The sequence below is a fragment of the Enterobacter sp. DN genome (genome assembly GCF_046054285.1).
In the GTDB taxonomy this organism is placed as follows: Bacteria; Pseudomonadota; Gammaproteobacteria; order Enterobacterales; family Enterobacteriaceae; genus Enterobacter; species Enterobacter hormaechei_C.
The window spans coordinates 30,109-42,813 of sequence record NZ_JBJJTG010000007.1; the positions used below are offsets into that span (position 1 = coordinate 30,109).

Genomic DNA, 12,705 nt, shown 5'->3' on the forward strand with positions numbered 1-12,705 from the left:
CGATGGAAATCAAAACCGCACATGAGCAACAGCTGTTTAATGGCAAAAATTTTCACGTGGTGATTTACAACAAAACGGAGAGCGCCAGCGGTCTGCACCAGCATGACTACTACGAGTTCACGATTGTTCTGACCGGCCGCTACTATCAAGAGATCAACGGTAAGCGCGTCCTGCTTGAGCGTGGCGATTTCGTCTTCCTGCCAATGGGATCTTATCACCAGAGCTTTTATGAGTTTGGTGCGACGCGCATTCTGAACGTAGGGGTGAGCAGGCGTTTCTTCGAGAAGCACTATCTGCCGCTGGTGCCGTTCTGCTTTGTGGCGTCACAGGTGTATCGCGTTAAAAATGAGTTTATGACCTGGATTGAAACGGTTATCGCATCGCTGAATTTCCGCGACAATGAATTTGATGAATTTATTGAAACCGTGACGTTCTACGTCATGAATCGCCTCCGCCATCACCGTGAAGAACAGCAGGTGGTGGATGATATTCCTCAGTGGCTGCGCAGTACCGTGGAGCTGATGCACGATAAAGGACAGTTCAGCGATAACGCCCTGGAGAATATGGTGGCGCTGTCGGGTAAATCGCAGGAATATTTGACGCGCGCCACGCAGCGTTATTACCGTAAAACGCCTGTGCAAATCATTAATGAAATCCGCATTAACTTTGCCAAAAAACAGCTGGAAATTACTAACTACTCTGTCACCGATATCGCTTACGAATCGGGTTACAGCAGCCCCAGCCTGTTTATTAAAACCTTTAAAAAATTGACTTCATTCACACCGAACAGTTACCGCAAAAATTTAACGGTAATTAATTAACTTTCGGCGGTTTATCCGCCAGGAACAGTGACGTAATGGCTTGCCCAAATAGCGGGAAGAGTACGCTATACCTTGCAGGCGATTAACCTGATACGCTAAGGGAGATATTATGCAACAGAAATTAAAAGTCGTAACCATTGGTGGCGGCAGCAGCTATACCCCGGAATTACTTGAAGGTTTCCTGAAACGGTATCATGAATTACCGGTCAGCGAATTATGGCTGGTGGATGTTGAAGAAGGTCAGGAGAAGCTGAATATTATTTTTGAACTGTGCAAACGCATGGTTGAAAAAGCGGGCGTGCCCTTAACCGTGCATAAAACGCTGGATCGCCGCCTGGCTCTGAAAGATGCTGACTTCGTGACCACGCAGCTGCGCGTCGGCCAGCTGAAGGCGCGTGAGCTGGACGAGCGCATTCCGCTGAGCCACGGTTATCTGGGCCAGGAAACCAACGGGGCAGGTGGCCTGTTTAAAGGCCTGCGTACTATTCCGGTCATTTTTGACATCATTAAAGACGTGGAGGAGATCTGCCCGAACGCCTGGGTGATCAACTTTACCAACCCGGCCGGGATGGTCACCGAGGCAGTCTATCGCCACACCGGTTTCAAACGCTTTATCGGCGTCTGCAATATTCCGATTGGCATGAAGATGTTCATCCGCGATGTACTGGAACTGACCGATAACGATGATCTCTCCATTGATCTGTTCGGCCTGAATCACATGGTCTTTATCAAAGATGTGATAGTGAACGGGCAATCGCGCTTTGCGGAACTGCTCGACGGCGTCGCCTCTGGTCGCCTGACCGCGGCCTCGGTGAAAAACATTTTCGATCTGCCGTTCAGCGAAGGGCTGATCCGCTCCCTGAATCTGCTGCCGTGCTCGTATCTGCTCTACTACTTCAAGCAGAAAGAGATGCTGGCCATTGAAATGGGCGAATACTACAAAGGTGGCGCACGCGCTCAGGTTGTACAGAAAGTAGAGAAGCAGCTTTTTGATTTGTATAAAGATCCGAACCTGAACGTCAAACCGAAAGAGCTGGAGCAGCGCGGCGGGGCATACTATTCGGATGCCGCGTGTGAAGTGATTAACGCCATTTACAATGACAAGCAGGCCGAGCACTATGTAAACGTTCCCCATCACGGGCACATCGACAATATCCCGGCAGACTGGGCCGTTGAGATGACCTGCATTCTTGGGCGCGAGGGTGCAAAACCACATCCCCGCATTACCCACTTCGACGATAAGGTGATGGGCCTGATTCACACCATCAAAGGCTTTGAAGTGGCGGCGAGCAATGCGGCCCTGAGCGGCGAACTGAATGACGTGCTGCTGGCGCTGAACCTCAGCCCGCTGGTGCATTCTGACCGTGACGCTGAAAAACTCGCGGGTGAGATGATCCTGGCGCATGAAAAATGGCTGCCAAACTTTGCTGCAACGGTTGAGAAACTGAAACTCACACACCGTTAAGAGGAGGCGCGATGGAAAACCTGCTGATCGTCAATGCCGATGATTTTGGCCTGTCAAAAGGGCAGAACTACGGCATTATTGAAGCCTGTCGCCGGGGCGTCGTGACCTCTACAACAGCGCTCATCAACGGTGAGGCGGTGGAACATGCGGCGCAGTTAAGCCGTGAGCTGCCCGAGCTGGGCGTGGGCATGCACTTTGTGCTGACGCTTGGGTTGCCCCTTTCGCCAATGCCGGGCCTGACGCGCGACGGCCAGCTGGGGAAATGGATTTGGGAAATGGCGGAGCAGGACGCTCTGCCGCTCGATGAGATTGCCCGCGAGCTGGATTGCCAGTTTAACCGCTTTGTGGATGTGTTTGGCCGCGAGCCTACCCATATTGACAGCCATCATCATGTGCATATGATCCCGGCGATTTTCCCGCTTGTGGCAGAGTTTGCGCAACGTAAAGGCGTGGCGATGCGCGTGGATCGTGAGGTGCGCGGGCTGCCGGACGTCGCGGTGACGTCAACGGAGGGGTTCAGCAGCGCATTTTATGGCGACGAGATCGACGAAGCGCTGTTCCTGAAGGTGCTGGATGAGTCCGCCGCGAAAGGGGAGCGCTCGCTTGAGGTAATGGCGCACCCGGCGTTTGTCGATAACATCGTACGTAAGAGCGCCTACTGCTGGCCGCGTCTGGCGGAACTGGATGTGCTGACGTCGGCGTCGTTGAAGTACGCGATTGCCGAGCGTGGGTATCGTCTGGGGACGTTCAGGGATCTTTGAGATAAAGCCCGGTGGCGGCTTCGCCTTACCGGGCCTACAAAAGCAATCGAAATGTAGGCCGGGTAAGCGCAGCGCCACCCGGCTTTTTTTTACGCCGGTATCTGGTCGGTCTTGCTGCTGCGCGACCACACGCGGTGCGCGGCAAGCAGGTCAAACAACCGGGTCATAAACGCATCGTCAATGTTATCACCTTCGACAATGCCTTCTTCCCCTTGATCCGGTACCTTCAGCAGAGATTTAAACTTCCGCGCATCGCCTGCCAGGGCGATTGGCTTCAGGTGCTTATAGGCTTCCAGCAGATAATAGGCGGCGTCACCGTTACCGAGCAGGCTCTCAACGTCGCCGCACGGCATAATCACCGCGTCAACCGTCAGCGACGGTGCCCCGGCGAAGGTCGCGGCAATTGGCAGGACAGAGCCATCGTCGGCTGTCACTTCACCCATGCGGGAGTAAAGCAGTTTGGCATGTACGCCCTGGGTTTTGAGCGCCTTCATGATCCCCAGCACGTCGCTGGCGCGCGGTTTATCATTCAGCAGGATAGCCACTACGCGGCCTTTAATTGACCCGCCAGGTACCGCGTACAGGCTCAGGGACGGATCCTTCTTCAGCCCGTTCACGTCTTTTGGCGGTGCGGCATGGCATTGCTCGTCAGTCAGCGTGATGCCGAGATTATTCGCCACGCCCTGAGCAAGCTGGATATCAATATGCGCCAGATGGTCGACCACGCGCTCGCGAATGTAGGTACGCACCACTTTGCTCAGCTCAAAGCTGAAACCGCCGATAATGTGCTGCTGTTCAATCGGGGTCTGGCTGTTCCAGAACAGGCGAGGCTGAGCGTAATATTCGCCGAATGACGGGCTGCGCTCGCGAATTTTTGTTCCGTCCACGCGCTCCTGATACGACTCAAATCCGCCACGTTTTGGCCCCGGCGGGGTTTCACGCGGCCAGTTATCGTTAATGGAGTTTGGCTCGTAGTTCGCCGGGTTGGTATCGATATCCTGGCGATGCATCCCGTCACGCTGGAAGTTATGGTACGGGCAGGTCGGACGGTTGATAGGAATTTCGTGGAAGTTCGGTCCACCGAGACGGCTGATCTGCGTATCGGTGTAAGAGAACAGACGGCCCTGTAGCAGCGGATCGTTGGTGAAATCCAGCCCCGGCACAATATGGCCCGGGTGGAACGCAGCCTGCTCATTCTCCGCGAAGAAGTTATCCGGGTTGCGGTTAAGCACCATTTTGCCCACCAGCTGAACCGGCACCAGCTCCTCAGGAATAAGCTTGGTCGGGTCGAGCAGGTCGAAGTCGAATTTGAACTCGTCCTCTTCCGGGATCAGCTGTAACCCCAGCTCGTATTCCGGGAAATCACCGGCTTCAATGGATTCCCACAGTTCGCGACGGTGGAAGTCCGGATCGCGCCCGGTCAGCTTCTGTGCTTCATCCCACACCAGGGATGCTTTCCCCGCGACCGGTTTCCAGTGGAAACGCACAAACGTCGCTTTACCTTCAGCGTTAATCAGACGGAAGGTATGAATACCAAACCCTTCCATGGTGCGATAGCTGCGTGGGATCCCCCGGTCAGACATCGCCCACATCACGTTGTGAAGGGTTTCCGGTTGCAGGGAGACGTAGTCCCAGAAGGTGTCATGCGCACTTTGTCCCTGCGGTATGGCCCAGTGTGGCTCTGGTTTTACCGCATGGACAAAGTCAGGGAACTTATGCGCATCCTGAATGAAGAAAACCGGGGTGTTATTCCCGACGAGGTCGAAAATGCCCTCTTCGGTATAGAATTTGGTGGCGAAGCCGCGGATATCACGCACCGTATCGGCCGAACCCGCGCCGCCCTGTACGGTAGAGAAGCGCACAAATACCGGTGTGATTTTGTTCGGATCGGAAAGGAAATCCGCCTTCGTGATCGCCTTCAGGCTCTTGTACGGCTGGAAATAGCCGTGCGCCGCGGAGCCGCGAGCGTGAACGATACGCTCAGGAATACGCTCATGGTCGAAATGGGTGATTTTTTCCCGCAGGATGAAATCTTCCAGCAGCGTCGGGCCGCGCGTTCCGGCGCGCAGGGAGTTCTGGTCATCGGCGATACGCACGCCCTGATTGGTGGTCAGCGCATAGCCTTCACCCCCTTTGCGGTGCGGGTCGAGAGATTTTAACTTCTCGTTATCCGCATCGGGCGACTTCACGCTTCCCGGTGCAGTAGGTTGCTCGCCCGGCGCGGACAGGCCCGGCGACGGTTTATGAGAGCCATCCGCAGGGGCGAGTGAGTCCATTCCCGGTTGAGATTCTTCGGTGCCATGAATAGGGGCTTGATGTGGTTTATCATTGTTCGACATTGCACGATTCTCCTTTGTTCGTTCCTGAAAACCCTATTAAGGATAGAACAATGTGATGAATTAGCAGGCGAACTAAGCGTTTTCAGATAAGTGATTAGCGAAAGGAGCCATCTGCCTCACGTCAGGCGCGACGGGTGGGGGGGGAATCGGCTATGATAGAAATTTCCTGCTTTAAGAATTTGCTTTAGTGAACCCGTCGCTTATGAAACCTCTTCGTCAACAAAACCGCCAGGTTATTAGCTATGTGCCCCGCGTTGAACCCGCGCCGCCTGACCATGCCCTGAAAGTGGATGGTTTTCGCGATGTCTGGATGTTACGGGGTAAATACGTTGCCTTCGTGCTGATTGGCGAGCACTTCCGTCGCTCCCCTGCGTTTACGGTGCCGGAATCGGCGCAGCGATGGGCTGTGCAGACCCGCCAGGATGAAGAGGTTGAAGAATAACAGCCATAAAAAAACCGCCCGCAGGCGGTTTTTTTATTTCAGCCGTGATTAACGATGGGCCAGTTCCGCATCTTCTTCACTGTCGAGAATCGTTTTGTCGGTCTGCTTCAGCCACTGGCTGGTCAGGGTACCGGCGGTCATTGAGCCACTCACGTTCAGGGCGGTTCGCCCCATATCGATCAGCGGTTCAACAGAGATCAGCAGGGCAACCAGCGTCACCGGCAGTCCCAGCGCAGGCAGAACGATCAGCGCAGCGAAGGTCGCGCCGCCGCCCACGCCCGCAACACCGGCGGAGCTAATGGTCACGATACCCACCAGCGTCGCAATCCAGACCGGATCCAGCGGGTTAATCCCCACGGTTGGGGCAACCATCACGGCCAGCATCGCCGGGTAGAGACCCGCACAGCCGTTCTGCCCGATGGTGGCGCCAAAGGAGGCCGAGAAGCTGGCGATAGACTCCGGTACGCCCAGACGACGGGTCTGTGCTTCCACGTTCAGCGGGATAGATGCCGCGCTGGAACGGCTGGTGAAGGCGAAGGTCAGCACCGGCCAGACTTTGCGGAAATATTTCAGCGGGCTAACGCCGTTCACGCCCAGCAGGATACCGTGCACCACAAACATAATGCCCAGCCCCAGATAAGAGGCGATCACAAAGCTGCCAAGCTTGATGATGTCTTGCAGGTTAGAGCCTGCCACGACTTTGGTCATCAGCGCCAGGACACCGTACGGCGTCAGCTGCATGACCAGACGCACCAGCTTCATCACCCAGCTTTGCAGGGTATCGATGGCTGTCAGAACGCGCTCGCCTTTCGGCGCATCGTCCTTCAGCAGCTTGAGCGCAGCCACGCCCAGGAATGCCGCGAAGATCACCACGCTGATAATGGAGGTTGGGCTTGCACCGGTCAGGTCAGCGAACGGGTTCTTCGGAATGAAGGAAAGCACCATCTGCGGAACGGTCAGATCGGCCACTTTACCCACGTAGTTGGTCTCAATCGCCGTCAGACGCGCGGTTTCAGCGCTACCCTGCACCAGACCTTCAGCAGTCAGGCCAAACAGATTGGTTACCAGCACACCCACCAGCGCCGCAATCAGCGTGGTGAAGAGCAGGGTACCAATGGTCAGGAAACTGATTTTACCCAGTTGAGAGGCATTATGCAGGCGGGCTACGGCGCTCAGAATAGAGGCGAATACCAGCGGCATAACGATCATTTGCAGCAGCTGTACATAGCCGTTACCGACAATGTTGAACCACTGAATAGAATCTTTCAGTACCGGGCTATCGGAGCCGTAAATGGCGTGTAAGGCCAGGCCAAACACCACGCCCATGACCAGACCGACCAGTACCTTTTTCGCCAGGCTCCACTGTTTGTGGCGAGCCTGGGCGAGAAGCAATAGCAATACGACGAACACAACAATGTTCGCGATGAGTGGAAAATTCATCCCCGTTCTCCTGATTTATTATACGGTCGGTTTTTACCGAACCTGTTGGCGCAAGGTTATCAGAAGTGTGATGTCGCGCTTATATCCATATGGAATGGTTTATGACAAAAGTGATTATATTGTCGGTTTAATGTTCAATCTGGTGATTAATAAAACGATTGAACTGAAATTGTAGCGAGTTGATCATTTGCGATGACCAGCGCACTGCACCATTTTCGGGCAATGTCTGCGGCATCCACACGGCATACGCAAACAGCGCCATACACAGAACGCGCTCCAGCTGGTTGCCTTTTTGCGGCACGAGGATTGGCAGACGGAAACGCCAGCGGCAGGGCCAGAGCAGCGGTACACCTGCTGGCGTCAGCATATCGGCGAGGATATGGCTTAAGTAGCCGAGCACCATGCCCTGAATGGCATCCGCCGGGACGATCCAGCTCTCCGGAACCTTCAAATAGAAGAGTGTAAGCAGGCCGAATACGGCCAGCAGGCTGTGGGTAAACCCGCGATGACCAAAGGCTCTGGCGATGGGTTTTGAAATCCACTTCAGCCGCTGGCCAAGGAATGACTTTGGATGATCTATGTCCGGCAGGAGGCAGGTCAGCACGGCGGAAGGGACAATATGCCACCAGTCCCCCTGTGCCAGCACAGGGGTCAGTTCAGCGTTTTTGGCAAACACTGCACAGGCAAGTGAAAAAAGCAGGTGGCCTTCCGCCGTCATGATAAAACCCGGTAAACTGTCGATTCATACAGTATAGGGTTTTTATACAGTGTGTGAAAGAGGTGACGGTGTAACTCTTTGTCACAAACGCACGGTTAGCGCGCCAGCCAGCCACCGTCTACGGCGAGGGTATGACCGTTAACGTAATCAGAGGCCGACGAGGCCAGGAACACCACCGGACCCTGTAAATCCTCCGGCAGACCCCAGCGACCCGCCGGAATACGGTCGAGGATCGCCTGGCTGCGCTGCTCATCATCGCGAAGCTGCCGGGTGTTATTGGTCGCCATGTAACCCGGCGCAATAGCATTCACATTAATGCCCAGCGTTGCCCATTCGTTCGCCAGCAGGCGGGTGAGGCCCAGCACGCCGCTTTTGGACGCCGTATAGGAGGGCACCCGGATGCCGCCCTGGAAGGAGAGCATGGAGGCAATGTTAATAATCTTGCCGCCCTGACCCTGCGCGATAAACTGTTTCGCCACTGCCTGAGAGAGGAAAAAGACCGATTTCAGATTGAGATCGATGACCTCGTCCCAGTCCTTCTCGCTAAATTCCAGCGCATCGGCACGGCGGATGGTGCCGGCATTGTTAACCAGAATATCGATGCGGCCCATCTCAGCGACTGCGGTATCCACCACGCTCTGAATACTCTCCTGCTTGCCAAGATCGGCGCGAATCGCGATAAAGCGTCGTCCCAGCGCCGTAACGCGCGTTGCCGTTTCGTCAGGAACCTTGCGGTTAACCCCCACGATATCGCATCCTGCCTGGGCGAGGGCAATGGCCATACCTTGCCCCAGACCGGTATCGCACCCGGTCACCATCGCCACTTTTCCTGCCAGAGTAAAAGCATCCAGTATCATACGCGCCTCAGAAGTCAGGTTATTGTCATTCTGCACGTAAGAATAGGAGTCTGGAATGAGAAAAGCAAATAAAGTAAAACGTTGTTTTGATTTGGCGAAGCAGGCAGCCGAAGCTGCCTGAAAGAGCGTTACTCCCCGCGCAGATGGCGGGCAGTCAATTCTTCAAGAGACGTCAGCCTGACGTCTGCGAGGGCAAAACGGGGATCGTGTCGGCCTTCTTCAGCCGGCACAACGATGGAGCGCATACGTGCGGCTTTGGACGCCACCATGCCGTTAACCGAATCTTCCAGCGCCACACAGGTAAGTGGATCCAGCCCCAGTTTCGCGGCGCAGTCCATATATACCTGCGGATGTGGCTTGCTGTAAGGAAGCTTTTCGGCCGAGGCCAGCGCGTCGAAGCTGTCGCGCAGCCCGAACATCGTCAGCACTTTTTCCAGCATATGCAGCGGTGAGGCCGAGGCCAGCCCCACTTTCAGCCCTTGCGCCTTGCACAGGGCGATAGCGTCGCGTACGCCCGGCAACAGCGGCTTATACTCTTCTACGAGGGAGATAGCGCGGTTGATAATGCGCGCCGTTACTTCGTCGCGATCCGGGCCAACCCATGGCTGGTGGGCATACCAGAGGTCAACCACCATATCGATGCGCAGCCCCAGGGTATCGGGAAGCTCGTTACGACGACTGATATCGACGCCGAGGCTGGCCATCACGTCCAGTTCAGCCCGATCCCACAGGGGTTCGGAATCAATCAGCAATCCATCCATGTCAAAAATAGCGGCAAGTATCTGGCGCGGGGTCGACATTACAACATCTCCTTATCTTGGGGGTAAGACAAACGGTGCTAAGCACAAGTAATTTAGCATATTGCATTCAAAGAGCGGGCGAAAATGACCGACAGCAGGTAGACTTAGGCACAAATAACGCGTCTTTATGAAGAGGAACTAATGACGTATCAACAAGCTGGACGCATCGCGGTCTTAAAACGTATTGCTGGTTGGGTTATTTTCATTCCCGCCCTGATTTCAACGCTGATCTCCGTACTCAAATTTATGTACGATCACAGCGAAAAACAGCCGGGCATCAATGCCGTCATGCTTGATTTTGCGCACGTCATGATTGAGATGATGCGGTTTAATACCCCGTTCCTGAACGTCTTCTGGTTCAACTCGCCCACGCCGGATTTTCACCACCAGCTGAATGTCGGTTTCTGGATAATCTATGCGTTGATATTTATCGCGATGGCGTTGCAGGCCTCCGGCGCGCGCATGAGTCGCCAGACCCGCTTTTTGCGCGAAGGGGTGGAAGACCAGCTGATCCTCGAGAAGGCGAAAGGCCCTGACGGGATGAGCCGCGAGCAGATCGAATCGCGCATTGTCGTTCCGCGTCATACCATTTTTGTGCAGTTTTTCCCGCTCTACATCCTGCCGGTCATTATCATTGTGGCCGGGTATTTCTTCTTTACGCTGCTTGGCTTCCTGTAAATCCTAAGGGAAGGGGCGTGAAGCCGCCCCCTCCCGCTATGCCGCCAGAATGCGGTCCAGCGCCCGCTGGGCATTCACCAGATGACTCCCGCCAAACAAAATAGCCCGGTTTATTAAGGTGTACAGCTGATAAACCGGCTGACGATCAAGGAAACCCGCAGGTAACGGCGAAACAGACTGATAGCCATCATAAATTTGCGGCGGCTGTTCAGGGTGCAACGGCAGCATTGCGAGGTCACATTCTCTGTCGCCCCAATAGCAGGCCGGGTCAAATATATAGGGACCATCAGGCCCAAGTGCACAGTTGTTTGACCATAAATCTCCGTGCAGAAGGGAAGCCTGAGGCTGATGCGAAGCCAGACGCTGCTGAATGTGTTCAACAATCGCGTCGATGTTGCCGAACGCTAATCCCTTTTCAGCGGCCAGCTCCAGCTGCCAGCCGATGCGCTGCTCGGCGAAAAAGGTCGACCAGCGGCGCTGCCATGCGTTTGGCTGTGGGGTAGTGGAGAGGTCGTTATCAAAATCGAGCCCGAACTGAGGTTGATCGCTCCACTGGTGCAAACGGGCGATCTGTTGCCCGAGAATAAAGGCGTTGTGCGCATCCAGAGGGCGCGCGGGAAGATAGTTCATCACCAGAAAGCTATAGTCACGATCGCTACCGACGGCTAAAACCTGCGGAACGGTGACTGTTTTACTGCGCGATAACAGCTCAAGCTGATCGGCTTCGGCAGTAAAAATGGGGAGCAATTCACGCTCATCACATTTAACGAAAAGATCGCGCCCGGCGTAACGTAAATGCCATGCGGCATGGATCTCTCCGCTTGGCAGCTCGTTACGCAGTTCAATTTCACCTTCACCCAGTTGCTCACTTAAAAGATGACTGATAGCCTGCCACATGATGTCTCTCCCATGTTGTCTGCCAGATCATAAAGTTAGCGCAAAACGGCTATAAAAAAACAGGAACTAACGCACAACTGAGCGGTTTAATTTTGTACAGGGCACTTATTGTTCTTTTTTATGCCAGTTTTCCCAGCTATCCACATCAATTTCCGTGGCTTTGTCAGTCACGCTTTCCACCAGACTACTGGCCAGCGCCTTCACCTCTTCCTGACTCAGCGGGCTTATCAGGCCAAATGCCAGTGAGCCGAGATCGTGAATATTGCCCTCATCGTCCGTCAGCGTGAGCAGAAAATTGGCGCGCGTGAACGCGTTGTTGAGTTCATTCAGTTCGGTCAGCGACGCCTCATGAATATTCACGGTTACGACGTAGCGGGTGATATCACCACTGCTCATAATTCACCTCGTTGTTATCCTGAAAGTTTTCTTAGCATAGTCGATATGCCCTGTTTAGCGACTTCCCCCTCCATGGGAAGGGGAAGCAGGTTCAGCTTCTCGCCAGGTAATCGACAATTTTCTGGGTATCCGCAAGCGAACACAGACGCGTTCCCTGGTTTATGGTGGCTGCACTCCCTGCCGCGACGCCATAGCGTGCCATCTCCAGAAGCGAAGCGCCCTGCGCCAGCTTCAGCACCATCGCGCCAACCATACTGTCACCGGCGCCCACGGTGCTCTGGCTTTTCATCGGCGGTGGCACAACCTGTACAAAGCCCGTCTTGTCGACGGCCAGCGCACCCTGAGGACCGAGAGAGACCACAACGCGATGCGCTTTGCCCGTACGTACCAGCTCTTGTGCGGCAGTACGAACGTCATCAGGCTGGCTAAGTTCTCGATTAACCAGGGCACTGAGCTCTTTCTGGTTAGGTTTAACGAGTTCAAGTTGTCCGGGTTCTAACGCCGCCTTCAGGGCTTCGCCCGAGCTATCGACAATGCAGCGGATGCCGCGCTGGAGCGCTGCCTGAACCAGCGCCGTCAGTTTTTCTGTTTTGACGCCCGGCGGCAGGCTACCGCTGATCACCAGTAATGAGCCGCTTTCAATGGTCAGCACTTTCTCTTCCAGTTGACGAAACTCATCATCGCTTAATTTCGCCCCCGGCATCACAAAACGATATTGCTCGCCGCTGGATTCAACATGGACATGCAGGTTCTGCCGGGTCCAGTCTTTAGCATCGACGGTGTCTACGGCCACCTGTTCATCTGCCAGCAACGCAACCAGATGTTCTCCCGTGGCGCCGCCAGCGGGGAAGATGGCGGTGGCTTTTCCGCCGAGATGGGTAATAGCGCGCGCCACGTTGATGCCGCCGCCGCCCGGCTCAAACACCGGCGCGCTACAGCGCAGCTTACCTTCCGGGTAGATTTGCGGCGTCATGGTCGCGGAGTCGAGGGAAGGGGAGAGTGTCAGCGTATAAATCGAAGCCATCATGACCTCCTTTTATCATGGGTTCTTTTAAGCCTGGCACCGTTTGGCAGGAAGGCAACGTAAATAA

The 12,705-nt window shown here is 54.9% G+C and carries 13 protein-coding genes; 5 read left to right on the top strand and 8 right to left on the bottom strand.

What is annotated here, in order from left to right; genetic code table 11:
- The first annotated feature begins 2 nt into the window (after positions 1–2).
- From chbR to chbG, 3 genes are all read left to right on the top strand, one after another.
- Positions 3–821, top strand: coding sequence for a transcriptional regulator ChbR (chbR, locus tag ACJTMZ_RS16355; RefSeq protein ID WP_017384663.1), 819 nt, complete (start codon positions 3–5; stop codon positions 819–821).
- A 109-nt stretch (positions 822–930) separates the two neighbouring features.
- Positions 931–2,286 (top strand): 6-phospho-beta-glucosidase, encoded by a 1,356-nt coding sequence (locus ACJTMZ_RS16360; RefSeq protein WP_017384662.1) that lies wholly within the window; start codon positions 931–933, stop codon positions 2,284–2,286.
- A gap of 11 nt (positions 2,287–2,297) precedes the next feature.
- The gene (gene chbG / locus ACJTMZ_RS16365; protein ID WP_017693595.1) at positions 2,298–3,047 is read left to right on the top strand and encodes a chitin disaccharide deacetylase; all 750 of its coding nucleotides are present in this window, start codon (positions 2,298–2,300) and stop codon (positions 3,045–3,047) included.
- An 89-nt stretch (positions 3,048–3,136) separates the two neighbouring features.
- Here chbG and katE read toward each other — a convergent pair whose 3' ends face one another.
- Positions 3,137–5,386: a catalase HPII gene (katE, locus tag ACJTMZ_RS16370; RefSeq protein WP_032653274.1), complete on the bottom strand. Its 2,250-nt coding sequence runs from the start codon at positions 5,384–5,386 to the stop codon at positions 3,137–3,139.
- 187 nt (positions 5,387–5,573) lie between these two features.
- Between katE and cedA the strand changes: the two genes are divergently transcribed.
- Complete coding sequence (gene cedA, locus ACJTMZ_RS16375) at positions 5,574–5,828, top strand: cell division activator CedA (protein WP_071524159.1); 255 nt, start codon at positions 5,574–5,576, stop codon at positions 5,826–5,828.
- Between the two features lie 48 nt (positions 5,829–5,876).
- On the opposite strand, the gene tcyP is transcribed toward cedA, so the two are convergent.
- The 4 genes from tcyP to hxpB form a co-directional block, all read right to left on the bottom strand.
- Positions 5,877–7,268 carry a cystine/sulfocysteine:cation symporter gene (tcyP, locus tag ACJTMZ_RS16380; RefSeq protein ID WP_015570743.1) on the bottom strand — a complete coding sequence of 464 codons (1,392 nt, stop codon included), beginning with the start codon at positions 7,266–7,268 and terminating at the stop codon, positions 5,877–5,879.
- 127 nt (positions 7,269–7,395) lie between these two features.
- Positions 7,396–7,986: a metal-dependent hydrolase gene (locus ACJTMZ_RS16385; protein WP_015570742.1), complete on the bottom strand. Its 591-nt coding sequence runs from the start codon at positions 7,984–7,986 to the stop codon at positions 7,396–7,398.
- 95 nt (positions 7,987–8,081) lie between these two features.
- Complete coding sequence (kduD, locus tag ACJTMZ_RS16390; RefSeq protein ID WP_252010523.1) at positions 8,082–8,843, bottom strand: 2-dehydro-3-deoxy-D-gluconate 5-dehydrogenase KduD; 762 nt, start codon at positions 8,841–8,843, stop codon at positions 8,082–8,084.
- Positions 8,844–8,971: 128 nt separating this feature from the next.
- A complete protein-coding gene (gene hxpB, locus ACJTMZ_RS16395) occupies positions 8,972–9,643 on the bottom strand; it encodes a hexitol phosphatase HxpB (protein WP_003857825.1) in 672 nt (223 codons plus the stop codon).
- 141 nt (positions 9,644–9,784) lie between these two features.
- On the opposite strand from hxpB, the gene ACJTMZ_RS16400 reads away from it, so the two are divergent.
- Positions 9,785–10,321, top strand: coding sequence for a YniB family protein (locus ACJTMZ_RS16400; RefSeq protein WP_015570741.1), 537 nt, complete (start codon positions 9,785–9,787; stop codon positions 10,319–10,321).
- A gap of 36 nt (positions 10,322–10,357) precedes the next feature.
- Here the strand turns inward: ACJTMZ_RS16400 and ACJTMZ_RS16405 are convergent, their stop codons facing one another.
- The 3 genes from ACJTMZ_RS16405 to pfkB form a co-directional block, all read right to left on the bottom strand.
- Entirely contained in the window at positions 10,358–11,218 is an 861-nt protein-coding gene (locus ACJTMZ_RS16405) for a fructosamine kinase family protein (RefSeq protein ID WP_047057665.1), read from the bottom strand.
- Positions 11,219–11,323: 105 nt separating this feature from the next.
- Positions 11,324–11,614: a type V toxin-antitoxin system endoribonuclease antitoxin GhoS gene (ghoS, locus tag ACJTMZ_RS16410; protein ID WP_003857822.1), complete on the bottom strand. Its 291-nt coding sequence runs from the start codon at positions 11,612–11,614 to the stop codon at positions 11,324–11,326.
- A gap of 91 nt (positions 11,615–11,705) precedes the next feature.
- Complete coding sequence (pfkB, locus tag ACJTMZ_RS16415; protein ID WP_032670978.1) at positions 11,706–12,638, bottom strand: 6-phosphofructokinase II; 933 nt, start codon at positions 12,636–12,638, stop codon at positions 11,706–11,708.
- Between the last annotated feature and the right edge of the window lie 67 nt (positions 12,639–12,705).

What these genes read in the sequence shown, in the direction of transcription:
- katE (WP_032653274.1), bottom strand. Translation starts at nt 5,386, where the DNA reads ATGTCGAACAATGATAAACCACATCAAGCCCCTATTCATGGCACCGAA.
- ACJTMZ_RS16360 (WP_017384662.1), top strand. Translation starts at nt 931, where the DNA reads ATGCAACAGAAATTAAAAGTCGTAACCATTGGTGGCGGCAGCAGCTAT.
- hxpB (WP_003857825.1), bottom strand. Translation starts at nt 9,643, where the DNA reads ATGTCGACCCCGCGCCAGATACTTGCCGCTATTTTTGACATGGATGGA.
- ACJTMZ_RS16400 (WP_015570741.1), top strand. Translation starts at nt 9,785, where the DNA reads ATGACGTATCAACAAGCTGGACGCATCGCGGTCTTAAAACGTATTGCT.
- ACJTMZ_RS16405 (WP_047057665.1), bottom strand. Translation starts at nt 11,218, where the DNA reads ATGTGGCAGGCTATCAGTCATCTTTTAAGTGAGCAACTGGGTGAAGGT.
- chbG (WP_017693595.1), top strand. Translation starts at nt 2,298, where the DNA reads ATGGAAAACCTGCTGATCGTCAATGCCGATGATTTTGGCCTGTCAAAA.
- ACJTMZ_RS16385 (WP_015570742.1), bottom strand. Translation starts at nt 7,986, where the DNA reads ATGACGGCGGAAGGCCACCTGCTTTTTTCACTTGCCTGTGCAGTGTTT.
- tcyP (WP_015570743.1), bottom strand. Translation starts at nt 7,268, where the DNA reads ATGAATTTTCCACTCATCGCGAACATTGTTGTGTTCGTCGTATTGCTA.
- pfkB (WP_032670978.1), bottom strand. Translation starts at nt 12,638, where the DNA reads ATGGCTTCGATTTATACGCTGACACTCTCCCCTTCCCTCGACTCCGCG.
- kduD (WP_252010523.1), bottom strand. Translation starts at nt 8,843, where the DNA reads ATGATACTGGATGCTTTTACTCTGGCAGGAAAAGTGGCGATGGTGACC.
- ghoS (WP_003857822.1), bottom strand. Translation starts at nt 11,614, where the DNA reads ATGAGCAGTGGTGATATCACCCGCTACGTCGTAACCGTGAATATTCAT.
- chbR (WP_017384663.1), top strand. Translation starts at nt 3, where the DNA reads ATGGAAATCAAAACCGCACATGAGCAACAGCTGTTTAATGGCAAAAAT.